The sequence below is a fragment of the Streptomyces sp. NPDC002088 genome (assembly GCF_040296605.1).
Lineage (GTDB): Bacteria > Actinomycetota > Actinomycetes > Streptomycetales > Streptomycetaceae > Streptomyces.
The window spans coordinates 216,452-240,409 of sequence record NZ_JBEOXO010000008.1; the positions used below are offsets into that span (position 1 = coordinate 216,452).

The 23,958-nt window shown below is 71.2% G+C and carries 21 protein-coding genes and 1 pseudogene; 16 read left to right on the top strand and 6 right to left on the bottom strand.

The genetic code is table 11. The annotated features are described in order from the left end of the window. Positions 1-163 precede the first annotated feature (163 nt). The 5 genes from ABT114_RS19520 to ABT114_RS19540 all read left to right on the top strand — a co-directional run bounded on the left by ABT114_RS19520 (position 164) and on the right by ABT114_RS19540 (position 6,076). Positions 164-928, top strand: a complete 765-nt coding sequence (locus ABT114_RS19520; RefSeq protein WP_351144044.1) for an IclR family transcriptional regulator — start codon at positions 164-166, stop codon at positions 926-928. Positions 929-1,318: 390 nt separating this feature from the next. Beyond that, entirely contained in the window at positions 1,319-2,113 is a 795-nt protein-coding gene (locus tag ABT114_RS19525; RefSeq protein WP_351144045.1) for an MIP/aquaporin family protein, read from the top strand. Between the two features lie 87 nt (positions 2,114-2,200). Beyond that, positions 2,201-3,739, top strand: coding sequence for a glycerol kinase GlpK (gene glpK / locus ABT114_RS19530; protein WP_351144046.1), 1,539 nt, complete (start codon positions 2,201-2,203; stop codon positions 3,737-3,739). Between the two features lie 9 nt (positions 3,740-3,748). Further along, positions 3,749-5,365, top strand: a complete 1,617-nt coding sequence (locus tag ABT114_RS19535) for a glycerol-3-phosphate dehydrogenase/oxidase (RefSeq protein WP_351144047.1) — start codon at positions 3,749-3,751, stop codon at positions 5,363-5,365. A gap of 171 nt (positions 5,366-5,536) precedes the next feature. Next, positions 5,537-6,076: an SMI1/KNR4 family protein gene (locus tag ABT114_RS19540; protein ID WP_351144048.1), complete on the top strand. Its 540-nt coding sequence runs from the start codon at positions 5,537-5,539 to the stop codon at positions 6,074-6,076. 13 nt (positions 6,077-6,089) lie between these two features. On the opposite strand, the gene mtnK is transcribed toward ABT114_RS19540, so the two are convergent. The 4 genes from mtnK to ABT114_RS19560 are packed head-to-tail and all read right to left on the bottom strand — an operon-like array spanning position 6,090 to position 10,962. After that, the gene (mtnK, locus tag ABT114_RS19545; protein WP_351144049.1) at positions 6,090-7,256 is read right to left on the bottom strand and encodes an S-methyl-5-thioribose kinase; all 1,167 of its coding nucleotides are present in this window, start codon (positions 7,254-7,256) and stop codon (positions 6,090-6,092) included. A 17-nt stretch (positions 7,257-7,273) separates the two neighbouring features. Beyond that, positions 7,274-8,320 (bottom strand): ABC transporter permease, encoded by a 1,047-nt coding sequence (locus ABT114_RS19550; protein WP_351144050.1) that lies wholly within the window; start codon positions 8,318-8,320, stop codon positions 7,274-7,276. 25 nt (positions 8,321-8,345) lie between these two features. After that, on the bottom strand, positions 8,346-9,878 hold the full coding sequence (locus tag ABT114_RS19555; protein ID WP_351144051.1) for a sugar ABC transporter ATP-binding protein: 1,533 nt from the start codon (positions 9,876-9,878) through the stop codon (positions 8,346-8,348). Continuing rightward, complete coding sequence (locus ABT114_RS19560) at positions 9,865-10,962, bottom strand: substrate-binding domain-containing protein (RefSeq protein WP_351144052.1); 1,098 nt, start codon at positions 10,960-10,962, stop codon at positions 9,865-9,867. The genes ABT114_RS19555 and ABT114_RS19560 overlap by 14 nt, the downstream gene beginning before the upstream one ends. A gap of 526 nt (positions 10,963-11,488) precedes the next feature. Here ABT114_RS19560 and ABT114_RS19565 point away from each other — a divergent pair. From ABT114_RS19565 to mtnB, 3 genes are read left to right on the top strand one after another with little or no spacing between them, the layout of a single operon-like run. After that, positions 11,489-12,088 carry a 1,2-dihydroxy-3-keto-5-methylthiopentene dioxygenase gene (locus tag ABT114_RS19565; RefSeq protein WP_351144053.1) on the top strand — a complete coding sequence of 200 codons (600 nt, stop codon included), beginning with the start codon at positions 11,489-11,491 and terminating at the stop codon, positions 12,086-12,088. Next, a complete protein-coding gene (gene mtnC, locus ABT114_RS19570) occupies positions 12,085-12,819 on the top strand; it encodes an acireductone synthase (protein WP_351144054.1) in 735 nt (244 codons plus the stop codon). The genes ABT114_RS19565 and mtnC overlap by 4 nt, the downstream gene beginning before the upstream one ends. Then, the gene (gene mtnB / locus ABT114_RS19575; RefSeq protein ID WP_351144055.1) at positions 12,816-13,424 is read left to right on the top strand and encodes a methylthioribulose 1-phosphate dehydratase; all 609 of its coding nucleotides are present in this window, start codon (positions 12,816-12,818) and stop codon (positions 13,422-13,424) included. The genes mtnC and mtnB overlap by 4 nt, the downstream gene beginning before the upstream one ends. 80 nt (positions 13,425-13,504) lie before the next feature. Here mtnB and mtnA read toward each other — a convergent pair whose 3' ends face one another. Beyond that, the gene (gene mtnA / locus ABT114_RS19580) at positions 13,505-14,536 is read right to left on the bottom strand and encodes an S-methyl-5-thioribose-1-phosphate isomerase (protein WP_351144056.1); all 1,032 of its coding nucleotides are present in this window, start codon (positions 14,534-14,536) and stop codon (positions 13,505-13,507) included. A gap of 322 nt (positions 14,537-14,858) precedes the next feature. Here mtnA and ABT114_RS19585 point away from each other — a divergent pair, with 322 nt between their 5' ends. The 8 genes from ABT114_RS19585 to ABT114_RS19620 all read left to right on the top strand — a co-directional run bounded on the left by ABT114_RS19585 (position 14,859) and on the right by ABT114_RS19620 (position 23,241). Next, on the top strand, positions 14,859-15,911 hold the full coding sequence (locus ABT114_RS19585) for a BMP family ABC transporter substrate-binding protein (RefSeq protein WP_351144057.1): 1,053 nt from the start codon (positions 14,859-14,861) through the stop codon (positions 15,909-15,911). Beyond that, a complete protein-coding gene (locus tag ABT114_RS19590; RefSeq protein WP_351144058.1) occupies positions 15,892-17,418 on the top strand; it encodes an ABC transporter ATP-binding protein in 1,527 nt (508 codons plus the stop codon). Before ABT114_RS19585 ends, ABT114_RS19590 begins: the two co-directional genes overlap by 20 nt. A 1-nt stretch (position 17,419) precedes the next feature. Then, positions 17,420-18,457: an ABC transporter permease gene (locus ABT114_RS19595; protein WP_351144059.1), complete on the top strand. Its 1,038-nt coding sequence runs from the start codon at positions 17,420-17,422 to the stop codon at positions 18,455-18,457. Then, a complete protein-coding gene (locus tag ABT114_RS19600) occupies positions 18,457-19,323 on the top strand; it encodes an ABC transporter permease (RefSeq protein ID WP_351144060.1) in 867 nt (288 codons plus the stop codon). Before ABT114_RS19595 ends, ABT114_RS19600 begins: the two co-directional genes overlap by 1 nt. Next, positions 19,320-20,072 (top strand): nucleoside phosphorylase, encoded by a 753-nt coding sequence (locus tag ABT114_RS19605; protein ID WP_351144061.1) that lies wholly within the window; start codon positions 19,320-19,322, stop codon positions 20,070-20,072. The genes ABT114_RS19600 and ABT114_RS19605 overlap by 4 nt, the downstream gene beginning before the upstream one ends. Further along, complete coding sequence (locus ABT114_RS19610; protein WP_351144062.1) at positions 20,069-21,361, top strand: amidohydrolase; 1,293 nt, start codon at positions 20,069-20,071, stop codon at positions 21,359-21,361. The genes ABT114_RS19605 and ABT114_RS19610 overlap by 4 nt, the downstream gene beginning before the upstream one ends. A 56-nt stretch (positions 21,362-21,417) precedes the next feature. Next, on the top strand, positions 21,418-22,089 hold the full coding sequence (locus ABT114_RS19615; protein ID WP_351144063.1) for a FadR/GntR family transcriptional regulator: 672 nt from the start codon (positions 21,418-21,420) through the stop codon (positions 22,087-22,089). 174 nt (positions 22,090-22,263) lie between these two features. Further along, the gene (locus tag ABT114_RS19620) at positions 22,264-23,241 is read left to right on the top strand and encodes a PAC2 family protein (RefSeq protein WP_351144064.1); all 978 of its coding nucleotides are present in this window, start codon (positions 22,264-22,266) and stop codon (positions 23,239-23,241) included. A gap of 175 nt (positions 23,242-23,416) precedes the next feature. Here ABT114_RS19620 and ABT114_RS50590 read toward each other — a convergent pair. Further along, positions 23,417-23,824, bottom strand: a pseudogene (locus tag ABT114_RS50590) (SMP-30/gluconolactonase/LRE family protein); the annotation flags it as partial. Positions 23,825-23,958: the final 134 nt, after the last annotated feature.

Genomic DNA, 23,958 nt, shown 5'->3' on the forward strand with positions numbered 1-23,958 from the left:
CGGACGAGGATGACCTCCGGGTCACTCCCGGGAGACGAGTGACGTGACAGGTACCGGCCGACCATTAGCGGGAGGTCGGCATGGACCGGTAGTGTTCGACATTGCCGAACGTCGGCAGCAGAGGCCGCGCGTTGTCGGTCAAGGGGACGGAGGCAGGACGGCGATGGCACGGAACATCCAGTCGCTCGAACGGGCGGCCGCGATGCTGCGATTGCTCGCGGGCGGCGAGCGACGCCTCGGCCTGTCGGACATCGCCTCGTCCCTGGGCCTCGCCAAGGGCACCGCGCACGGCATCCTGCGCACCCTCCAGCAGGAGGGCTTCGTGGAGCAGGACGACGCCTCCGGGCGCTACCAGCTGGGCGCCGAGCTGCTGCGGCTGGGCACCACCTATCTCGACGTGCACGAGCTGCGGGCGCGCGCCCTGGTGTGGACGGACGACCTGGCCCGTTCCAGCGGGGAGAGCGTGCATCTGGGCGTCCTGCACCAGAAGGGCGTACTGATCGTGCACCACGTGTTCCGGCCCGACGACAGCCGGCAGGTGCTGGAGATCGGGGCCATGCAGCCGCTGCACTCCACGGCCCTGGGCAAGGTGCTGTCGGCGTACGACCCGGTGGCGCACAGCGAGGCGCTGGAGGCCGACCGCAAGCCGTTCACCGACCGGACCGTGTGCGAGCTCGGAGAGTTCGAGCACATCCTCGACCTCACACGCGCACGTGGGTACGCGGCCGACGTCGAGGAGACCTGGGAGGGCGTCGCGTCCATCGCCGCACCCATCCACGACCGGCGGCGCATGCCGGTCGGCGCGGTCGGCATCACCGGCGCCGTGGAGCGGCTGGGCCGGGACGGGGAGCTGCGCCCCGAACTGATCGCGGCGGTACGTGACTGCGCCCGCGCGGTGTCGCGGGACCTGGGCGCCGGACGGTTCTGAGGCGTCGTACACATCAACGGGCCGGAACGCCGGGTGGCGCTCCGGCCTCAGTCCTGCCCTGATGCGCGAAGCGCTTGCCCTGATGCGCAAAGCGGGGTGAATGCGCACTTCAGCACGCACGGTGTCGATGTCGCAGCCGTGTGCACCCACCCTCAAGATCGATAGCTCGCAGCGATCAATAACGATCGCGCTTTCGATAACAGAACCCTTGACGCATGCGCGCACCGGGACAAGACTCCCGTCCATCGGTCGGCATTGTCGAACACCTACCGGCAATACGCGCTAGAGTGTGGCAACGCCAAGGCCGGCATCGCTCTCACCCCCGAGGGCGCCAGAACCCCGGAGGGACCCGGGAGTTCTAGCCCTGGACGAAGGACAAAGGAGTCGCGGGTGTCCAGCTCCGACATCTTCATCGGCGAGACCATCGGTACCGCCATACTCATCCTGCTCGGCGGTGGCGTCTGCGCCGCCGTCACGCTGAAGGCCTCCAAGGCCCGCAACGCCGGCTGGCTCGCCATCACCTTCGGGTGGGGTTTCGCCGTTCTGACGGCTGTCTACACCTCGGCGCCGCTGTCCGGCGCCCACCTCAACCCGGCGGTCACGCTCGCACTCGCGATCAAGGACAACGACTGGAGCAACGTTCCGGCCTACTGGGGCGGACAGCTCCTCGGCGCCATGATCGGCGCGACTCTGGTCTGGGTCGCCTACTACGGGCAGTTCCACGCGCACCTCACCGACAAGGAGATCGTCGGCGGTCCGGGTGCGCAGGCCACCAAGGTGAAGGCCGTCGAGGCCCAGGAGAAGGGCGCCGGCCCGGTGCTGGGCGTCTTCTCCACCGGTCCGGAGATCCGGGTGGTGTGGCAGAACCTCGCCACGGAGATCATCGGCACTGTGGTGCTGGTCCTCGCCGTCCTCACCCAGGGCCTGAACGACAAGGGCAACGGCCTCGGCAACCTGGGCGCCCTGATCACCGCACTCGTGGTCGTCTCGATCGGTCTGTCGCTCGGCGGCCCGACCGGCTACGCGATCAACCCGGCCCGTGACCTCGGTCCGCGCATCGTGCACTCGATCCTGCGCCTGCCCAACAAGGGCGGCTCCGACTGGGGCTACGCCTGGATCCCCGTGGTCGGTCCGCTGATCGGCGGAGCGCTCGCTGCAGGCATATACAACGCGTTCTTTGCTTAAGAGCACCCGGCTTTCGCACCAAGTACCGAGCCTCAGAGCACGCGCCGTACATACAGCCCTCACCCACGGACCATTCAGGAGCACACAGTGACCGACGCGCACACCGCCGGCCCCTTCATCGCTGCCATCGACCAGGGCACCACCTCCAGCCGCTGCATCGTCTTCGACCGGGACGGCCGTATCGTCTCCGTCGACCAGAAGGAGCACGAGCAGATCTTCCCGAAGCCGGGCTGGGTCGAGCACAACGCCACCGAGATCTGGACCAACGTCGAGGAGGTCGTCGCCGGAGCCGTCGCGAAGGCCGGCATCACCCGCGACGACATCAAGGCCATCGGCATCACCAACCAGCGCGAGACCACGCTGCTCTGGGACAAGAACACCGGTGAGCCCGTTCACAACGCCATCGTCTGGCAGGACACCCGCACCGACGCGCTCTGCAAGGAGCTCGGCCGCAACGTGGGCCAGGACCGCTTCCGCCGCGAGACCGGTCTGCCCCTCGCCTCCTACTTCGCCGGCCCCAAGGCCCGCTGGCTGCTCGACAACGTCGAGGGCCTGCGCGAGCGCGCCGAGGCGGGCGACATCCTCTTCGGCACCATGGACACCTGGGTCATCTGGAACCTGACGGGCGGTGTCAACGGCGGTCACCACGTCACCGACGTCACCAACGCCTCCCGCACCATGCTGATGAACCTGCACACGCTGGAGTGGGACGAGAAGATCGCCGAGTCCATCGGCGTCCCGCTGTCGATGCTGCCCGAGATCCGCTCCTCCGCCGAGGTCTACGGCGAGGTCACCGGCGGCAAGCTGGGCGATCTGCTCGGCGGCATCCCGGTCGCGTCCGCGCTCGGCGACCAGCAGGCGGCCCTGTTCGGCCAGACCTGTTTCGCCGAGGGCGAGGCCAAGTCCACGTACGGCACCGGCACGTTCATGCTGCTGAACACCGGCGAGAAGATCATCAACTCGTACTCGGGCCTGCTGACCACCGTCGGCTACCGCATCGGCGACCAGAAGCCTGTCTATGCCCTCGAGGGTTCGATCGCCGTCACCGGTTCGCTGGTGCAGTGGATGCGCGACCAGATGGGCCTGATCTCCACCGCCGCCGAGATCGAGACGCTCGCGCTCTCGGTCGAGGACAACGGCGGCGCCTACTTCGTGCCGGCCTTCTCCGGTCTGTTCGCCCCGTACTGGCGCTCCGACGCCCGCGGTGTGATCGCCGGCCTGACCCGGTACGTCACCAAGGCGCACCTCGCGCGCGCCGTCCTGGAGGCCACCGCCTGGCAGACCCGTGAGATCACCGACGCCATGACGAAGGACTCCGGCGTCGAGCTCGCGGCTCTCAAGGTCGACGGCGGCATGACCTCCAACAACCTGCTGATGCAGACCCTCTCGGACTTCCTGGACGCCCCCGTGGTGCGCCCGATGGTCGCCGAGACGACCTGCCTCGGCGCCGCCTACGCCGCCGGTCTCGCCGTCGGCTTCTGGACCAGCACCGACGACCTGCGTGCCAACTGGCGCCGGGCCGCCGAGTGGACCCCCCGCATGGACGCGGAGCACCGCGACCGTGAGTACAAGAACTGGCTCAAGGCCGTCGAGCGGACCATGGGCTGGCTCGAGGACGAGGAGTAAGAACCGCACATGACCAGTCAGCCCACCCTGCAGTCCGTGCCTGCCCTGGGGACGCACCCGGCCTCCGGCTCCAATCCGAGCCGCGCCGAGACCCGGGAGCAGCTCTCCAAGGCGTCGTACGACCTTCTCGTGATCGGCGGCGGCATCCTGGGCATCTCCACCGCCTGGCACGCCGCGCAGTCCGGTCTGCGGGTGGCTCTGGTCGACGCCGGCGACTTCGCCGGCGCCACTTCCTCCGCCTCCTCCAAGCTGCTCCACGGCGGTCTGCGCTACCTGCAGACCGGCGCGGTGAAGCTGGTGGCGGAGAACCACTTCGAGCGCCGTGCGGTCTCCCGCCAGGTTGCCCCCCACCTGGCGAACCCGCTCACGTTCTACCTCCCCGTGTACAAGGGCGGGCCGCACGGCGCCGCGAAGCTCGGGGCGGGCGTGTTCGCCTACTCCGCGCTCTCCGCGTTCGGTGACGGCGTGGGCCACCTCCTCAGCCCGGCGAAGGCCGCGCAGGACGTGCCCGAGCTGCGCACCGACAACCTCAAGGCCGTCGCCGTGTACGGCGACGACCAGATGAACGACTCCCGGATGGCGCTGATGACGGTCCGTGCGGCCGTCGAGTCGGGCGCCGTCGTACTGAACCACGCCGAGGTCACCGGCCTGCGCTTCACCAAGGGCCGGGTGACGGGCGCCGAGCTGCGCGACCGTCTCTGCGGTGACGAGTTCGGCGTGACCGCCCGTCTGGTACTGAACGCGACCGGACCGTGGGTGGACCACCTGCGCCGGATGGAGGACCCGAATGCAGCGCCGTCGATCCGTCTGTCGAAGGGCGCGCATCTGGTCCTGAAGCGGACCGCGCCGTGGAAGGCCGCGCTGGCGACCCCCATCGACAAGTACCGCATCACCTTCGCCCTCCCCTGGGAGGACATGCTGCTGCTCGGCACGACCGACGAGGAGTACGAGGGCGACCCGGCGGACGTCGCGGTCAACGACAAGGACATAGCCCAGATCCTCGACGAGGCCGCGTTCTCCATCCGCGACCAGCAGCTCGACCGCGACCTGATCACGTACGCCTTCGCGGGTCTGCGCGTGCTGCCGGGCGGCCCCGGCGACACCGCCAAGGCCAAGCGCGAGACCGTGGTGACCGAAGGCAAGGGCGGCATGCTGTCCGTCGCGGGCGGCAAGTGGACCACCTTCCGCCACATCGGCCGTACGGTGATGCAGAAGCTGGAGGCGCTGCCGGGCCACCCGCTGGGCGACGACTTCGAGCCGATCTCCTCGCTGCCGAAGAAGCTGCCGCTGCCGGGCGTCGCCAACCCGCGCGCGGTCGCCCACCGCCTGCTCGTCGACCGCCCGGCGCCGGGCCCGCGCATGGCGGCGGACACCGCCAGGCACCTGGCCACGCACTACGGTTCGCTGGCGTTCGACATCGCCCGCCTGGCGAACGACAACCCCGAGCTGGGCGAGCGCGTCCACCCGGACGCGCCGGAGATCTGGGCGCAGGTCGTCTACGCCCGGGACAACGAGTGGGCCGAGACGCAGGACGACGTGCTGCGCCGGCGTACGACGCTGACGATCCGCGGCCTGGCCACGGACGACATCCGCGCGAAGGTCCAGGACCTGCTCGACCGGAAGTGACCCGCTCGCCGAAGAAGTAGACCTCGCGCCGGCCCCCTCCCCCGACCAGGGCCGGCACCACCGAGGACCGGCCCCTCCCCCTATGGGGGCCGGGCATGTGAAAGGGGCGGCTCAGTCGGAGTCGCCCCTTTCGCGTGCCCGGTTGTCAGTGCCGGGTGTTCTCATAGGCTCATGAACATCGATCGGGTGGTCCCTGAGGAACTTGCCGCGCTGCGTGAGGCGTTCGCCGTGGACGACGGCGCAGAGTCCGCGCTCGGCTGGGACGCGGTGCGCGCCTTCGAGGCCGAGCGTGGAGTGGTGCTGCCGGAGCCGTATCGGTCGTTCGTGGCGGAGATATCCGACGGGTCGTTCCAGGGGCCGCCGGATTACGGGATGGTGGGGCTGGTCGAGAGCGCGGCGAAGCAGGACCTGGGCAAGCCGTTCCCGCTCACGCAGGCGTGGCTGTGGGAAGAGGACGGCGGGCTCTACGAGGACCCCGACGCGGTCATCGAGCAGGTGGTCCACGACGGTTCGCTGGTGCTGGGCACGGACGGCTGCGGCATGGACTGGCATCTGGTCGTCACCGGCCCCCACCGGGGCCATCTCTGGCTGGTCACCGGTGAGGGCGCCCTCCCCTTCGGCGCGGAGTTCGGCGGCACGGCGGCGCAGTCCGGTTTCGCCGGCTGGGTGCGGCACTGGTCGGACGGCAACGACTGGTTCGAGTCGGAGTGACGGCAGCTCAGGGCTACGCCTCCACGACCGCCCGTACGGCTTCCACGTCCGTCAACTCCTCGCGCCGCACGATCAGTTCGCGCCCGAGCAGCAGCGCCCGCCGGGACGCCGGCACCGGGTCCGGCAGGGTCGTCAGGTCGGTCAGGTGGGCGAAGCCGATGATGCGGCGGACGATCTCCGTGCCGGCGTAGCCGAGGGATTCGGTCCAGACACGGCGCAGGAAGCGGTCGAGGTAGGCGTCGTCGAAGAAGGTGTCGACGCGGGTCGGCCACAGGCGGCGGAACTCGGTCTCGAAGGCCTCCCAGGACAGGCAGAGTTGCTCGGCGTGGTCGGACAGTGCGCCCAGAGCACGGGCCCGCTCCTGCGACACCAGCGCGTTGGCCCAGTAGAGGCCGAGGTCGTAGCCGATCGGGCCGACGAAGGAGAACTCGGGGTCGAAGACGCGCACCACGGGCGTGCCGTCGCGCTCGCCGACCATGACGGAGCCGGTGTGCAGGTCGCCGTGGAGGAGGGCCTGCCCGCTCGTCATGAAGGTGTGGCGCAGGTCGGCGACCTCGGTGCGCAGGCGGGCGTCGGCGCGGAACTCGGCGGCCAGGTCGTCGAGGCCGGGATGCCAGTGGTTGTGCTCGTGCTCGAGGTACGGCTCGGACAGGACCACATCCTCGGTGATCTTGCAGAGTTCGGGGCTCACGGAGGCCGCGACGAGCGCCTTGCGTTCGGCGGACGGCATGCCGAAGTCGCTGGTGGCGAAGGAGAACTGGGCGACGAACTCGCCGATCCTGGCGGAGGTGTGCGGGCCGTAGGCGGCGCCCTCGTTGAGGAGCGTGCGCAGCACCTCAAGGTCGGACATGTCCTCCATGACGAGGGCGTAGTTCTCGGGGTCGTAGCCGTGGATCGCCGGGATCTTGTCGGGGGCGACCCTGGCGACCTGCTCGTAGGCGCGGGCCTCGGCGTCGGCGCGGTCGGGGTTCATCGGCCAGGAGGGGCCGGCGACGCGGACCCAGGGCAGGGCCTGCTTGACGGCGAGGCTGCGGGTGCCGTCGCCGGACGTGGCGAGGAAGACCCGGTTCATGTTGCCGTCGGAGACCTCGCGGACCTGGATGTCGGCCAGGTCCTCCCAGTGGCCCCGCTCGTTCAGGTAGGCGGGGATGTCGTCGGTCTCCAGGATGCGGTAGCCCATGGGTTTCCTCGGGTTCCTCAGGAAGTACGGCGCTTGGACAGGGTGAAGCTGAAGACCAGGGCGAGGATGAGGACCGCGCCCTCGACGACGTCCTGCGTGTAGTACGGCAGGCCCTTGATGGTCAGGCCGGTGGTGATGATGCCGATCAGCACCGCGCCCAGGGCGGTGCCCCACACGTTCGGACGGCCGCGGCCGAGCACCGACGTGCCGACCAGCGCGACGGCGACTGCCTCCAGCAGCTGCGAGGTGCCGGCGGAGACATCGCCCTGGCCGATGCGGCTGGCCAGGATGAGGCCGCCGACCGAGGCGAGGACGCCGGAGATGACGTACGCCAGGCAGCGGTAGGAGCCGACGCGGATGCCGGCCAGGCGGGCCGCCTCGGGGTTGGCGCCGATCGCGTACAGGACGCGGCCCCAGCGGGTGCGGGCGAGGAAGACCCAGGCGGCGACGGTGAGCCCGCCGAAGATCAGCACCGAGACCGGGATGCCGAGGACGGTGCCCCGGTCGATGCGCAGGAAGCCCGCGGTGAACCTGCCGGGCGCGGTGCTGCCGTCGGACATGGTCATGCCGGGGGTGATGGACTGGCCGTCGACCAGGATGAGTTTGCTGCCCTGGATCACGAACATGGTGCCGAGGGTGGCCAGCATGTCGGGGATCTTCAGGACGACGATCAGCAGGGCGTTGAGGAGACCCGCCAGTGCGCCCGCGGCGAGCACCGCGAGGATCGCGACCGTGCCGACCTGGTTGAAGACGACCATCGTCTGGGCGGCGACGGAGACACCGAGTCCGGCGACCGCGCCGACGGACATGTCCATTCCGCCGACGGCCATGGTGAGGGTGACGCCCAGGCCGAGGATCGCGGCGACGGAGACGTACCGGAGGGTGTCGAGCAGGGTCGCCGACTCGCGGAAGGAGCCCTCGCTCAGCGCGAAGTACAAGAAGAGCGCGACTGTGACGAAGATGAAGCCGTACTTGATGACGGCGTTCTGGACGCGCAGGGCGGTGGAGGTCGCGGGCGGGGTCGCCGCCTTGGTGGGGACCTCGGTGCTCTGGGTGGTGGTCATGGCGTACTTCCTGGGAGGGCCGGGGTCACACGGACGCCGAGATGGTCTGGATCACGCGGTCGCGTTCCGCGTCTTCGCCGTGGGCGTCCAGGTGGACCTCACCGGCGGCGAGGACGACGACCCGGTCGGCCACCTCCAGGACCTCGTCGACGTCGGCGGACAGGACGAGGACGGCTGCGCCTTCGGCGGCCAGGGCGCGGGCCCGGCGGCCGATGTCGCGGCGGGCACCGATGTCCACACCTCGGAACGGCTCGTCCAGGATGAGGACGCGCGGGGTCTCGGCGAGCCAGCGGCCTACGACGACCTTCTGCTGGTTGCCGCCGGACAGCTCCTCGACGGCGCTGTGCTCGTCGCGGGTGACGACGCCGAGGGCGGCGATGGTGTCGCGGCCGAGGGCGTCCTCCTTCGAGTGGTTCACGAGCCCGGCGGTGGACAGGGACTTCAGGAACGGCAGCGAGATGTTCTGCGCCAGCGACCAGCCGGGGACGAGGGCGTCGGCGTGCCGGTCCTCGGGCACGAGGTGGACGCCGGCCCGGATGGCGTCGGCCGGGCGGCGGGGCGCGTAGGGCTTCCCGGCCAGCTCGACCGCGCCCGTGGCGAAGGGCTCGGCGCCGAACAGGCCGCGGGCCAGCTCGGTCTTGCCCGCTCCCAGCAGGCCTACGACGCCGGTGACCTCGCCAGCCCGGATGTCGAGGTCCAGCGGGGCGCGGCCGTCGAAGAGGCGTACGCCGCGCAGGGCGAGGACGGCCTGGCCGTGCTCGTTGACGTGCTGCGGCCGGGCCGTCGTCGCCTCCTGGGCCTGGGCCAGCATCGCGCGCAGCGCGCTGTCCCAGTCGAAGGGCCTGGCCTGGTCCTCGGTGAGACGGCCGTCCCGCAGGACGACCAGGCGGTCGGCCAGGGCGTCGATCTCGCCGAGTCGGTGGGAGACGTACAGGACCGCGATACCGTCGTCGCGCATCTTCTCGACGAGTGCGAACAGGCGCTGCGCCTCGGCGGCGGAGAGCGCGGAGGTCGGCTCGTCGAGGATCAGCAGGCGCGGGCGGGTCGCCAGGGCGCGGGCCAGGATCAGCAGCTGCCGGTCGGAGATGCCGAGTTCGGTGACGTCGCCCTTGAGGACGGCGTCGCTCCAGTCGAGGCCGAGGGCGGCCTGGATCTCGCGGGCGCGGGCCAGGACGCGGCGGCCGTTCAGGAACGGGTTGCCGCGTCGCTGCGCGAGCTCCTCGAAGACCAGGTTCTCGGCGACCGACAGGCCGGGCACGATGCCCTCGCCGATGCGCTGGTGCACCGTCTGGATGCCCAACTGCCGGGCAGCCAGCGGGGATTGAAGGGCCGCCACCGAGCCGTCCACGCGGATCTCACCTCGGTGGTCCGTGTGGACGCCCGAGAGGATCTTGATCAGCGTGGACTTGCCGGCGCCGTTCGCGCCGAGCAGCGCGACCACGCTGCCCGGGGCGATGTCGAGCGAGACGGAGGCCAGCACCGTCTTGCCGCCGAACGCCATGCCGACGTCGCGCAGCGCGACAGCCGCCCTGTCGTGACCGCTGTCAGTGGGCGACATTCGAGATCCAGTCCGCGGTGCTGACCTGGGACAGGTTCAGCGCGGGCAGCGCCTCGCGCAGCTGGTCCATGTTCTCGATCTTCTTCTCACGCAGGAAGTCCTGCGTGATGGCGACGGCCGGGAACTTCACGGACGTCTTGTTCAGCTGGCCGGCCAGCTCCAGGGCGGTGGTACGGACGACGGCGGCGCCGACCGCGGACGGGTCGGTGCCTGCCGTGGCGACCCACGGGCTGTCGGCGGCGGTCATGTTCTGGATGTCGGCGTTGGAGACGTCCGCGCCGAAGACCTTCACCTTGTCCTGGAGCTTCTTGTTCTGGACGGCGAGGACGGTGCCCTTGGCGAGCTCGTCGTAGGGGGCGAAGACGCCGGTCACGTCCGAGTGCTGGGTGAGGGCGGCGGAGACGAGCGGGACGTTGTCGGTGGCGGTGGAGTCGGTGACCTTGCCGACCTTGAACTGCTGCTTCCAGCCCTGCGCGTCGGCCGTCTTCTTCCAGACGGTGTTCCGCTTGTCGAGGGCGGCGTAGCCGGCCACGTTGACGTAGCCGACCTTGGCGTCCTCGCCGAGCTCCTTGGCCATCACGTCGAGGACGGCCTGGGCCATGCTGGCGTCGTCCTGCTCGGTGCTGACGACGCCCTTGGTCGAGGTCTCCACGTCGTAGACGACGACCTTGATGCCCTTCTTCACGGCCTTGTCGATCTCCGGCTGGATGGTCGCCGGGAAGCCGTGGTCGATGATGATCGCCTGCGCGCCGGAGTTGATGGCCGAGGACAGGTCGGTGGCCTGCTTGGCGTTGTCGGCCTGGGCGTCGTACACCGTCAGGTCGATGCCGAGGGCCTTGGCCTGCGCCTTGGCGCCGTTGCCCCACTGCTCGAAGTAGTCGCCGGCGCCGCTCTGCCGGACGAGGGCCACCTTGACCGCGCCCTTGCTGAAGGGGGCGGGCTTCTTGCCGGTGGCCGCCGAGGCCGAGGCGGCGGTGTCGCCGGTGTCCTTCGAGGCGTCCGTGGACTGCGAGCAGCCGGCGAGGAGCAGGGCGGAGACGGAGGCCAGCGAGAGCGCGGCAAGAGGCAGACGGACACGGGACATTGGGGGGCTCCAGGTACAGGGGTGGCGCAAAGGGGAGGGGGGAACGAACCGGACCGGAGCCAGGGAAAGGAACGCGCCACCGTGCGGTCAGGTGGCCGGCCCCGCGGCATCGGGGCGTAGGAGCTCCGGGTGAGGTCAGCGACAGCTGGCCGTGGTCGACCGGAGCAGGTCCACGTACAGCCGCCGCACAAGCAGCAGCGTTTTCATACACAGATCATGAGAACGATTTCAGCCATGCGTCAAAGAAATGGGACCGCTTTCTCAGGGAGTGAGACAACGAGTTCGTCACACCTGGTTGCCACGCCGCCTGGCGTTACCATCACGGGACCGGCACCCGACCCGGCACAGTGAGGCCCCGATGACGACTCCACGCGCGACGGCGCTGCGCATGCCCCGCATGCAGCGCTGTACCGGCGCGACGGGTCACGGCTGATCCGCTGTTCGCCGCCGTCCTTCCCGCTCCCCCGCCCGTCCGGTGCTCGTCTCGGCATCCGGACTTCCCTCCCAGTCTCCTGGAGTTGCTCCGATGACCCTGCTGACGACGTGGGCCGAGTCCGGCCCCGAAACCCTGGTGCGCCGCACCTCGGACCCCGCCGAGATCGCGGAGGCGCTCAAGCCGCTCGGTGTGCGCTACGAGCAGTGGCCGGTCCGCGAGGACGTCCCGTTCGACGCCGACAGTGCGACCGTGTTCGCCGCGTACGGCCCGGAGATCGACAAGCTGAACGCCGAGGAGGGCTTCACCACGGTCGACGTCCTCGGCCTGCACCCGAGCGACGACCCGGAGTTCCCGGCGAAGGCGAAGGCGGCCCGCGAGAAGTTCCTCCAGGAGCACACCCACGACGACGATGACGAGGTCCGCTTCTTCGTCTCCGGCTCCGGCATCTTCTACCTGCACGTGAACGGCGAGGTGCACGCCGTCTTCTGCGAGAAGGGCGACCTGCTGGGCGTGCCGCGCGGCACCACGCACTGGTTCGACATGGGCACGAAGCCCTCGTTCACCGCGATCCGCTTCTTCCACGAGGAGGACGGCTGGATCGGCAACTTCACCGGCTCCCCCATCGCTGCCCGCTTCCCGGACTACGACAGCATCGCGGCCGGCTACGAGCAGGACAAGGCCGCCGCGTGACGCTGCACAACCAGCAGTTCGACGTGGACGCCGTGGTGCTCGACATCGAGGGCACCACGAGCGCCACGGGCTTCGTCGTGGACGTGCTGTACCCGTACTCACGCGCCCGTTTCGGAGCGCTGCTCTCGCAGCGGAGCGGTGATCCGGAGGTGGCGCGGGCGGTCGCGCAGGTGCGGGAGCTGACCGGCGCCCCGGACGCCGACGCGGCCGCGATCGAGAAGACCCTCAACGCCTGGCTCGACGAGGACCGCAAGGCGACCCCGCTGAAGACCCTTCAGGGCATCATCTGGTCCGAGGGCTTCGCCGGCGGCGACCTCGTCTCGCACTTCTACGAGGACGTCGTGCCGGCCCTGCGCGCATGGCACGCGGCGGGCCTGCGGCTGTACGTCTACTCGTCCGGGTCGGTGGCGGCCCAGCGCGCCTGGTTCTCCTCGACCCCCGAGGGCGACCTGCTGCCCCTGGTCTCCGGCCTGTACGACACCGAGAACGCCGGCCCCAAGCAGGAGCGGGAGTCGTACCGCCGGATCGCCGAGTCGACCGGCATCGCCCCCTCCCGCCTGCTCTTCCTCTCCGACCGGCCGGGCGAGCTGGACGCGGCCCGCGCGGCGGGCTGGCGGGCCGTCGGGATCCGGCGGCCCGGGGAGCCGTACTACGAGCAAGGCGTCGGCGACCACGCGCAGGCGGGGACGTTCGACGAGATCACCATCAGCACTTCTAGGAGCACCACGTGACCGCCGAGATCAGCCAACTCGACCTGGAGGAGGCGGGGGCGGTCCTCGCCGCCGAGTCCGCCCGCTTCGCCGGCTTCGGCTGGATGCGCGGCACGTCCGGCAACCTGTCCGTGGTGCTCTCCCGCGATCCGCTGCGGCTCGCGGTCACCGCCAGCGGCCACGACAAGGGCGAACTGACGCCCGCGGACGTGGTGCTGGTGGACGGGCAGGGCGCCGCCGTACAGGGGGGCAAGCCGTCCGCCGAGGCCGAGCTGCACGCGCGCGTGGCCGCGCTCACCGGCGCCGGTGCGGTCGTGCACGTGCACACCGTGGCGTCCGTGGCGATGGGCCGCCGCGAGCCCGGCGGGATCGTCCTCAAGGACCTGGAGATGCTCAAGGGCGTCGGCCAGCCCGCGCACGACGTCGAGGTGACGCTGCCGGTCATCACCAACAGCCAGGACATGAAGGTGCTCGGCGACCGCCTGGAGGCGGCCCGCGATCCCCGGATGCCCGCGGTGGTCGTCGCCGGGCACGGGCTGTACGTGTGGGGTGACAGCCCGCGGCAGGCGCGGCACCACACCGAAGTGGTGGAGTGGCTGCTGGAGTTGGAGCTGACCCAGCGTTAGCCGCGCGGCGGCAGCGGTACGGGTGCGGGTGCCCCGCGCGAGCGCGCGTGGCACCCGCCGGGTCCCACTCGAACAGCCCCCTACCGCAGCCGCTCCCCCGGCAGCTCCCCCGCCGACACCTCCAGCACCCCGCGCTCGGTCACCAGGCCGGTCACCAGCCGCCCGGGCGTGACGTCGAACGCCGGGTTGTGCCCGCGCGACTCGGCCGGTGCCGTCCGCACCCCGGCCCACTCCAGCACCTCGGCCTCGCCGCGGAGTTCGATGTGGATGTCGTCGCCGGTGGGCGTCGAGAGGTCGACCGTCGTCGTGGGCGCCGCCACCAGGAAGGGGATGCCCGCATCCGCGCACGCCAGGGCGACGCCCACCGTGCCGACCTTGTTGGCCGTGTCGCCGTTGGCGGCGATGCGGTCGGCGCCGACGATCGCCGCGTCGACCTCGCCGCGCAGGATGGTGCCGGCGGCGGCCCCGTCGGCCTGGATGTAGTGCGGGATGCCTTCCTGGACCAACTCCCAGGCGGTCAGGCGCGATCCCTGCAGCAGGGGGCGCGTCTCGTCGGCGTAGACGACCTCCAGCTGTCCGCGGGCGTGCAGTTCACGGACGACGCCGAGTGCCGTGCCCCAGCCGGCTGTCGCCAGCGCGCCCGTGTTGCAGTGCGTCAGGATCCGCAGCGGCCGGTCCGTGCCGGCCTTCTTCAGCAGCCAGTCCGCGCCGTGCGCGCCCATCGCGCGGTTCGCCTCGACGTCCTCGCGCTGGACGGCGGCGGCCTCCTCCAGCACCGCGTCGAGGCCCTCACCGAAGCGGGTCATGACCCGGTCCACGCCCACCATCAGGTTGACGGCGGTCGGCCGGGCCTCACGTATACGAGCCACCGCCGCGCGCACCTGAGCCTCCGACCAGCCCTCGCGCCCGCCCTGGAGCAGGGCTATCGCGACGCCGTACGCGCCCGCCGCCCCGATCGCGGGCGCACCGCGCACGACGAGCCGCTGGATCGCGTCGACCAGAGTGTCCACATCCCGGACATCCACCGTCTCGGTGCGGTGCGGAAGCTGGGTCTGGTCGATCAGCGCGAGGCCGGTTCCGGTCCACTCGACGGCGCGCAGTTCCTGGGACATAACGGGACACTCCTGATGTTCCGATGGTGTCCGATACCGTACATGACCTCGACGAACCACAGTTCGAGACAGTCAGGCGAATGGCTGGAACCGGATGTTAGAGTCCAGCACCTGTATCCCACGGGCCGACACCCCCATTCCGCAGGCCGAGACGACGAAGGAGGACGTGTGCCGCTCACCAGGCGCCGGTTCCTCGACTTCGGCCGCTGCGCCGGCGACCGCTGTCGTCGCTGAGCCGTCCCCCGCAGCCCACCCGTCGCCAGGTCACTCACCCTCATGCGCTCACCGCGGAGCGCCCCTTGCCGTACCCGGAAGGTCCCCGATGCACCGCAGACACCGCCGCACCCTGCAGCTCGCCGCGCTCGCCACCGGCACCGCCCTCCTCGCCACCGCGTGCAACGCCGCCGCGAAGAAGGACGACTCCGCCGCCGGCTCGGGCGGCAGCAGCACGTCCTTCACCCTCGTCACGCCGGACGCCGTGGGACAGAACGAGTTCCTCAAGCTCGCCGAAACCGGGATCAAGGACGCGGCGAAGCAGCACGACGGGACGCAGAAGGTGTACGAGTCCACGGACACCGCCTCCCAGCAGCAGAACGTGCAGGCCGCCGTCGACGCCAAGCCGGACGTCATCGTGCTCGTCGGCTTCGAGTTCGCCGACATCGTCGCCCAGCAGGCGCAGAAGAACCCCAAGCAGCAGTTCCTGATCATCGACGCCTGCACCACCAAGACGTACAAGAACGTCAGTTGCGCGGTCTTCCGTGAGCACGAGGGCGTCTACCTCGCGGGCGCCGAGGCGGGCCTGCTCAGCGAGAGCGGCAAGGTTGGCGCGGTGGACGTGCTCGACACGCCCCAGTTCCGCCGCTACAGCGACCCGTTCGCGGCCGGTGCCAAGAAGGTCGCCGCCAAGACGGAGACCTCTACGCGTTTCGTCGGCGGCCAGTCCCCGTTCGACGACTCGGCGCGCGCCAAGGAGCAGGCGAACACCCTGCTGTCCAAGGGCTACGACCAGGTCATGGCGGCCGCGGCGGCCGGCAACTACGGCGTCTTCGAGGCCGCGAAGGCCAAGGGCGCGTACGCGTACGGCGTCGACGTCAACCAGTGCCCCTCGGCGCCCGGCACGGTCGTCGACAACGTGATCAAGCGCACCGACGTCGCCGTGAAGAAGGGCATCGAGAGCGTCCTCGGCGGCAAGACCGGCACGACCGTCTCGTACGGCCTGAAGGAGGGCGGCATCAGCCTCACGGGTCTGGAGGACGGCGTGGACTCCTCGAAGTGCGTGATCGCCGACCACAAGGACGTCCTGACGAAGGTCGAGGCGCTGCGCGACCAGATCGTGTCCGGAGAGCTGACGGTCGATGACCCCGCCGCGAGCTGACACCGGCGTCGCGGTCGAGCTCCGGGGAATCACCAAGCGGTTCCCCGGCACGCTCGCCAACGACGCCGTCGACCTGACCGTCGATCGCGGCGAGATCCACGCCCTGATGGGCGAGAACGGCGCGGGCAAGTCCACGCTGATGTCCGTCCTGTACGGCATGGAGCGCCCGGACGCCGGTTCGATCCGCGTCGACGGCCACGAGGTCTCCTTCGGCAGTCCCGGTGACGCCATGGCCGCCGGGCTCGGCATGGTCCACCAGAGCTTCAAGCTGTTCGACTCGCTGACGGTTGCCGAGAACGTCGTCTACGCCGCCGAGCCGCGCCGTTTCGGCCTGGTGGACCGGGCCGCGGCCCGCCGCCGGGTGCGTGCACTCGCCGAGGAGCACGGGCTCGCCGTCGATCCGGACGCCCGGGTCGGCGACCTGCCGGTGGGTCTGCGGCAGCGCGTGGAGATCCTCAAGCTGCTGCACCGCGGCGCCCGTACGCTCATCCTCGACGAGCCGACGGCCGTGCTCACCCCGGCCGAGGCTGACGCCCTGTTCGCGGTGCTCAAGTCACTGACCGCGCAGGGCCGTACGGTGATCCTCGTCACCCACAAGCTGCGCGAGGTCCTCGAGGGCAGCGACAACGTGACGGTGCTGCGGGACGGACGGGTGGTCGCCCGTCTGGTCACCGCCGAGACGTCCGCCGACGAGATCGCGGCCGCGATGACCGGCCGCGCGGTCGAACTGGACCGGATCCACGCGCCGGGCACGCCCGGTGCGCCGGTGCTCGACGTGACGGGCCTGGGCACGGACGCCGTGCACGACGTCGGCCTCGCGGTCCGCGCCGGGGAGATCGTCGGCATCGCCGGCGTCGCCGGCAACGGGCAGAGCGAGCTCGTCGAGGCGCTGGCCGGACTACGGCCGGTCACCGCGGGGCGGGTCACCCTCGCGGGGCGGGACATCACGCACGCCTCGGCGACCGAGCGGCGCGCCCAGGGGCTCGCCTATGTTCCCGAGGACCGGCACGCGGTCGGTACGGCGCCCGCCGCGTCGGTCGCGGACAACCTGGCGATGGGCCACCACCGTACGTCCCTGTCGTCGCGCGGCCTGCTGCCGCCGGCGGCCGTACGCGCGCATGCCCGGCGCCTGATCGAGCGTTTCGGCATCAAGGCGTCCACCCCCGAGGTGCCCGCCTCCGCGCTGTCCGGCGGCAATCTGCAGAAGCTGCTGATCGGCCGCGAACTCGCCCATGACGCACCGCTGCTGCTCGTCGAGCAGCCCACGCGCGGTGTCGACATCGGCGCCATCCAGAACATCCACGACCAGCTGATCGCCTACCGCGACGCCGGTCACGCCGTCCTCCTCGTCTCGGCCGAGCTGAGCGAGATCCGGGGGCTCGCGGACCGGGTGCTGGTGATGTACGAGGGCCGGGTCACGGCGTCGTACACCAAGGAAGAGGCGGACGAGCGGACGCTGGGGCTCGCGATGGCGGGCGGCGCCGTATCCGTGGAGGCCGTCGACTGACATGAAGAACCGCATATCGGGAGCCCTGCGCTCCCCCATCACCTTCTCCGTGCTCGCCGGTGTCGTCATCGGCGCGCTGTTCCTCGTCGGGACGGGCGCCGACCCCGTCTCGGCCTACGGCGCCGTCCTCACCGGCTCACTCGGCGGCGACGGCATCGGATCGACCCTGACGACCGGCACCAGCGTGCTCGGCCTGGCACTCGCGCTGGCGATCCCGCTGCGGGCCGGGCTGATCAACCTCGGTGGCGACGGACAGATGGTCCTCGGCGGCATCACCGCCGCGGTGACCGGTCTCTACGCCCCGCTGCCCGCCCCGCTGACCGTCGTGCTCGCCCTGCTCGCCGGTATGGCGGCCGGCGCCGGCTACGCGGTGCTGGCCGCGCTCTGCGAGAACCGTCTCGGTGTACCGCTGCTGGTCAGCAGCCTGCTGCTGAGCTACCCGGCGGTCTCGCTGGCCTCCTACCTGGCCCGGTATCCGCTGAAGGAGCCCGGCTCGAGCCTGCCGCAGACCCGGTCGCTCCCGGACGGGGTGGCGCTGCCCGCGTTCGGCGACTCGACCGTGACGGTGGGCCTGCTCCTCGTGGTGCTGGCGGCGGCCGCGTACTGGTTCACCGACCGGCGCACCGCCGTCGGCTACGAGATCCGCATGACCGGGCTCAACTCCCGTTTCTCCGCGTACGCGGGTGTCGAACGCCGGGGCCTGACACTGAAGTTGATGTCGGTCTCGGGCGCGCTCGCCGGACTCGTCGGCGCCATCGGCGTACTGAGCTTCCCGTACCGCTTCGTCGACGGCTCGCTGACCGCGCCCGGCTACACCTGGACCGGTCTGACGGCCGCGCTGCTGGCCACGGCGGCCCCGCTGGGCACGGTGATCGCCTCGTTCTTCTTCGCCGTCCTTCAGGTCGGCGGTCTCGCGATGGAGCGGACGACCGAGGTGCCGCGCGAGCTGACGCAGGTGCTCCAGGCCATCGTGATCGTGTTCCTGGCGGCCCGGCTGCGCTTCCCGAGCCGGTGGTTCAAGCGGAAGGAGGCCATGTGATGTTCCTCGACTCCGATCTGCTGATGTCGGCGCTGCGCGCGCTGACCCCGATCCTGCTGGCCGCGCTCGGCGGTGCCCTGTGCGAGCGGGCGGGCGTGTTCAACATCGGCCTCGAAGGCATGATGCTGCTGGGCTGCTTCACCTCGGTGGCCGCCTGCTGGTTCACCGGCAGCCCGTGGCTCGGCGTGCTGGCGGCGGCGCTCGCGTCGGCCGCGTACTCGCTGATCCTGGCCGTCGGCGCGGTGACCCTGCGCGGGGACGCGGTGGTGCTCGGCATCGCCATGAACCTCCTCGCGGTCGGCCTGACCAGCTTCCTGCTGCGTACGGTGTTCGGTGTGCAGGGCACTTTCGACGATCCGTCACTCGCCGGGCTACCGCTGATCGGTGGCTTCACGCCGCTCGCGTACCTGGCGTGGGCCGCGGTCGCGGTGACCGCCCTGATGCTCTCGCGGCATGTGTGGGGGCTGCGGCTGCGCGGGGTCGGCGAGGCGCCGGACGCGGCGGCGACGCTCGGGGTGAGCCCCGCGAAGTACAAGTACGCGGCCGTGCTCGTCTCCGGGGTCCTGTGCGGGGTCGCCGGGGCCCAGCTCGCCCTCGGCAATGTCACCCTGTTCTCCGAGAACATGACGGCCGGCCGTGGCTGGATCGCCGTCGTCGCGGTCATGCTGGGCCGGGCGCTGCCGTTCGGTGTGCTGCTCGCCGCGCTGCTGTTCGGCCTCGCCGAGGCGGCCGGCTTCCGCCTCCAGGGCCTCGGCCTGCCGCAGCAGGCGACCGACGCCGCGCCGTACGTCGTCACGCTCGGCGCCCTCTTCCTCACGACGGCCCGGCGCCGTCGCCGTACCCGTCCCACCGGAGCCGTCTCATGACCCAGGACCTGCTGCCCGTCACCCGCATTCCCCGCACCGGGCTTCCCGCGCATGCGCTGGTCGTCGGCGACCCGGCGCGCGCCGCGGCCGTCGCCGCGCTGCTCGACGGCGCCCAGGAGGTGTCGTACCACCGCGAGTACCGGGTGTTCAGCGGCAGCTGGAAGGGTCTGCCGGTCGTGGTGGCCTCGCACGGGGTCGGTGCGCCGGGGGCGATCCTGCTGTTCCAGGAGCTCGCGGACGCGGGCGTGCGGACCTTCCTGCGGTTCGGCACGGCGGGCGCGATGAAGCCCGGGATCGGGGACGGCGACCTCGTCATCGCCGAGGCGGCCGTACGGGACGACGGGGTGACCCACCAGCTGCTGCCGCCGGAGTACCCGGCGGTCTCGGCACCGGAGGCGGTGCTCGCGCTCCAGCGCGCGGCGCGCGAGGCCGACGCCCCGCACCACCGGGGCATCGTGTGGACGCGGGCCGCGTTCCAGCCGGGGCTGCTCCCGCTCTTCTCCTACGAAGGTGCCGGGCTCGCGGCCATAGAGATGGAGCTGTCCGCACTGCTGGTGACGGCCTCGCTGCGCGGGCTCGTCGCGGGCGGCGTCCTCGTCGTCGACGGGGCGAACGCCGACCAGCTCGTCGACGAGACGGCCACCGGCGGGTACAACCCGCACCGGGAGGTCGTCGCGGCCGGCGTCGAGCGGGGCGCGGTCGTCTCGCTGGAGGCGCTGCGGCTGCTGGCGCAGGAGGAGCGGGCGTGAGCATCGACCTGCTGGTGCACGGCGGTGACGTCCTGACGGTGGACGACGCCGGAACCGTCGTACGGGACGGGGCGGTCGCCGTCCACGACGGGGAGATCCTCGCCGTCGGCCCGGCCGCGGACCTGAGGGCTCGCTACACGGCGTACGAGGAGATCGACGCGCACGGCTGCCTGGTGCTGCCCGGGCTCGTCAACGCGCACACCCACCTCGCGATGACCCTGCTGCGCGGCCGCGCCGACGACGTCACCCTCCAGGGCTTCCTGGAGCGGGTGCTGAAGTGGGAGGCCGAACTGCTGTCGCCGAAGAACGTGGCGGCGGCGGTACGGCTCGCGGTGGCCGAGAGCGTACGGGCCGGGGTGACCTCGGCGCTCGACATGTACTGGTTCCACGAGGCGGCCGAGCAGGTCGCGCGTCAGGCGGGCTGGCGGCTGCACACCGGGCCCACCTTCATGGACGTACCGCAGCCGCCCGACGGCATGGCGTACGAGGACCGGCTGGAGTGGGCGCGGCGGGACCTGGCGGCGCGATCACGCCGGCCGGGCGGCCGGCCCGTCCTCTTCGCGCACTCCGCCTACACCCTCTTCCCCGGGCAGCTGACCGAAGTCTTCGCCCTGGCACGCGAGTTCGGCGCGCTGGTGCACATCCACGCGGCCGAGAACGCCACCGAGGTCGCCACCGTCGAGGTGCGGCACGGGAAGCGGCCGGTGGAGCTGCTGGACTCGCTGGGGCTGCTCGGTCCCGATGTGCTGCTCGCGCACGCCGTGGACCTCACCGGGCCGGAGATCGCGGCGCTGGCCCGCACGGGCACGTCGGTCGCGCACTGTCCGGTGTCGAACCTGAAGCTGGGCTGCGGGATCGCGCCGGTGGCGCGGCTGCTGGGCGCGGGCGTGACCGTGGGGCTCGGCACGGACGGGGCCGTCAGCTCCAACTCGCTGGACGTGCTGGGCGCGGTGCGGCAGGCGGCGCTGGTGCACAAGGCGGGCGGCGACCCGACGGCGGTCGGCGCCGAGCAGGCCGTACGCATGGCGACGATCGAGGGGGCGCGGGCGCTCGGCCTCGGCGAGCACCTGGGCTCGCTGGAGGCGGGCAAGCGGGCCGACCTGATCGTCCTGGACCTGGACGCGCCGCATCTGCGTCCGGCGCACGACCCGTGGTCGACGCTCGCTTACGCGGCGCACTCGGCGGACGTGCGGGACACGGTGGTCGACGGGCGGGTGCTGATGCGCGACCGGGCACTCACCACGCTGGACGAGCGGGCCGTGATCGACGACTTGGCCGCACTCATCTGATCAAGCCTCCATAATGTGGCTGAGACATCGGATGTCTGAGCGACTGGAGGCCCGTCATGGCAGTCACCGATGAGGCGATCGAGAAGATCAAGGACATGATCGTCTCCGGCGCCCTGCGCCCGGGTGACCGCCTGCCCAAGGAGAGCGAACTCGCCTCCGACCTGGGATTGTCCCGCAACTCCCTGCGCGAGGCCGTGCGCGCCCTGTCGCTGATCCGGATCCTGGACGTGCGGCAGGGCGACGGCACGTATGTGACCAGCCTGGACCCGCAGCTGCTGCTCGAGGCGATGAGCTTCGTCGTCGACTTCCATCGCGACGACACGGTGCTGGAGTTCCTTTCCGTGCGCCGCATCCTGGAGCCGGCCGCCACGGCGATGGCGGCCCTGAGTATCAGCGAGCAGCAACTGGACGCCATGGCGGCCCAGTTGGACGCGCTCGGCGCGGCTCCCTCGGTGGAGGAGCTCGTCGCCTGCGACCTGGAGTTCCACCGGGGCATCGTGCAGAGTGCCGGAAACTCGGTGCTGTGTTCCCTGCTCGACGGCTTGTCCGGGCCCACCACCCGGGCCCGGATCTGGCGCGGGCTGACCCAGGAGGACGCGGTCGGCCGCACCCTGCGCGAGCACCGGGCGATCCTGGCCGCGCTGCGCGACCGGGACGCGGAGGCAGCGCGCTCATGGGCGACCGTGCACATCGCGAGCGTGGAGCAGTGGCTGCGCAGCACTCTGTGAATTCCCTGTCGATCCCTGGGCGGGCCGGGGCGGCTCGGGCCGGTCGGGGAGGGTTCGGGGGTGGTGATCGGGGCAGTGATCCGTTCACTCCCCCGTGCAAGGGGGCTGCGGGCGCCCCCGCCGCACGCCGTAAGGTTGGGGCGTACGCGAGGGCACGTCGGAAGGAGGCGCTGGGTGATCGAGCTCGAGGGGGTTCCCGAGCTGATCGACCCGGTCATGGTGGCCGCGTTCGAGGGCTGGAACGATGCCGGCGACGCCGCCTCCACCGCGGTCGCGCATCTGGAGCGGGAGTGGAAGGGCGAGGTGTTCGCGGCGCTCGACGCCGAGGACTACTACGACTTCCAGGTGAACCGCCCCACGGTGTGGATGGACGCCGGTGTCCGCAAGATCACTTGGCCGACGACAAGGTTGTCGGTGGTCCGGATCGGCGGCGAGAAGCCGCGCGACCTGGTGCTGGTCCGCGGTATCGAGCCGTCCATGCGCTGGCGTTCGTTCTGCAACGAGCTGCTCGGCTTCGCGCACGAGCTGGGCGTGGAGCTGGTGGTGATCCTGGGCGCCCTGCTCGGTGACACCCCGCACACGCGTCCGGTGCCGATCAGCGGGACCACGTCCGACGCGGACCTGGCGCAGCGCATGGACCTGGAGGAGACCAAGTACGAGGGTCCCACGGGCATCGTCGGCGTCCTCCAGGAGGCGTGCACGCACGCCGGCGTGCCGGCCGTGTCGCTGTGGGCGGCGGTGCCGCACTACGTGTCGCAGCCGCCGAACCCGAAGGCCACGCTGGCCCTCCTCAACCGCCTGGAGGACCTGATCGACGTACGCATCCCGCTGGGCGAGCTGCCCGAGGACGCGCGTGCCTGGCAGGTGGGCGTGGACCAGCTGGCCGCGGAGGACAGCGAGGTCGCCGAGTACGTGCAGACGCTGGAGGAGGCCCGGGACACCGCGGAGCTGCCGGAGGCGTCGGGGGAGGCGATCGCCCGCGAGTTCGAGCGGTATCTGCGGCGCCGGGACGGGGGCGGCCCGCCCGGCGGGCACGCCACGACGGACGGCAGCGACAGCACCTCGTACCTGCGGGACAACCCCAGTGAGCGGACCCGGCCGCCGAAGCCGCCGAAGCCGAGCACGGACGACGAGGATTCGTCGGAGGACTGAGCGGGCGGTGCGCCTTTGGCGCACCGCCCCTTTCCGTCCGGCGGTTACGGCTTTCCGTCAGGCGGGGGCGGCGACCACCGCGTACGTCGTGTCGGGTGTCGGCGTGGTCGTGAACCGCGCGTCGGGCAGATGGATCCGGTCCCGGTACGGGCTGCTGCGCAACGGACGGACGCGCGCCGCTCAAGGTGATCCGTACGACGTCGGCGGCGTCCGGCAGTTCACCGCCCCGGCCGAGCGGCAGGGCGTACAGGGCGGGCTGGTACGAGTCCGTGAACCAGGCCGCGCGCGGGGTGAGGATCACGTCGTTGACGAAGGTCGGGGTCGCCGTGGCGAGCGGGTAGGAGGCGATGATCTCGCCGCTGCGCACGTCCACGACGCGGGCGCCCTGGTCGCGTCCGGCGACGAACAGGCGCCCCTGGCCGTCGAGTTTGAGGCCGACGGACGGGGTGCCCGGCCCGGCCGAGATGATCGTGCCCTCGCCGGTGCGCAGGTCGGCGCGGTAGATCGAGCCGTCGCCGAGCGAGCCGAGGTAGGCGTACGGCGCCCGACCGATCGTGATGCCCTCCGGACGGAATCCATACGGCGCTCCGGCCACAGCTGCGAACAGTCGGTCGACAGCACCACGACAGCATCTGACCGGATTATCCGGATTATTGGGTGACGTCTGCTTCCAGGCGGACTGCCCGCGTTGCCCAATTGACCGAGGGGCGCTTCCTC

Coding starts and splice junctions, on each gene's coding strand:
- ABT114_RS19520 (WP_351144044.1), top strand. CDS start 164: ATGGCACGGAACATCCAGTCGCTCGAACGGGCGGCCGCGATGCTGCGA.
- ABT114_RS19535 (WP_351144047.1), top strand. CDS start 3,749: ATGACCAGTCAGCCCACCCTGCAGTCCGTGCCTGCCCTGGGGACGCAC.
- ABT114_RS19540 (WP_351144048.1), top strand. CDS start 5,537: ATGAACATCGATCGGGTGGTCCCTGAGGAACTTGCCGCGCTGCGTGAG.
- mtnK (WP_351144049.1), bottom strand. CDS start 7,256: ATGGGCTACCGCATCCTGGAGACCGACGACATCCCCGCCTACCTGAAC.
- ABT114_RS19550 (WP_351144050.1), bottom strand. CDS start 8,320: ATGACCACCACCCAGAGCACCGAGGTCCCCACCAAGGCGGCGACCCCG.
- ABT114_RS19555 (WP_351144051.1), bottom strand. CDS start 9,878: ATGTCGCCCACTGACAGCGGTCACGACAGGGCGGCTGTCGCGCTGCGC.
- ABT114_RS19560 (WP_351144052.1), bottom strand. CDS start 10,962: ATGTCCCGTGTCCGTCTGCCTCTTGCCGCGCTCTCGCTGGCCTCCGTC.
- ABT114_RS19565 (WP_351144053.1), top strand. CDS start 11,489: ATGACCCTGCTGACGACGTGGGCCGAGTCCGGCCCCGAAACCCTGGTG.
- mtnA (WP_351144056.1), bottom strand. CDS start 14,536: ATGTCCCAGGAACTGCGCGCCGTCGAGTGGACCGGAACCGGCCTCGCG.
- ABT114_RS19585 (WP_351144057.1), top strand. CDS start 14,859: ATGCACCGCAGACACCGCCGCACCCTGCAGCTCGCCGCGCTCGCCACC.
- ABT114_RS19590 (WP_351144058.1), top strand. CDS start 15,892: ATGACCCCGCCGCGAGCTGACACCGGCGTCGCGGTCGAGCTCCGGGGA.
- ABT114_RS19595 (WP_351144059.1), top strand. CDS start 17,420: ATGAAGAACCGCATATCGGGAGCCCTGCGCTCCCCCATCACCTTCTCC.
- ABT114_RS19600 (WP_351144060.1), top strand. CDS start 18,457: ATGTTCCTCGACTCCGATCTGCTGATGTCGGCGCTGCGCGCGCTGACC.
- ABT114_RS19605 (WP_351144061.1), top strand. CDS start 19,320: ATGACCCAGGACCTGCTGCCCGTCACCCGCATTCCCCGCACCGGGCTT.
- ABT114_RS19615 (WP_351144063.1), top strand. CDS start 21,418: ATGGCAGTCACCGATGAGGCGATCGAGAAGATCAAGGACATGATCGTC.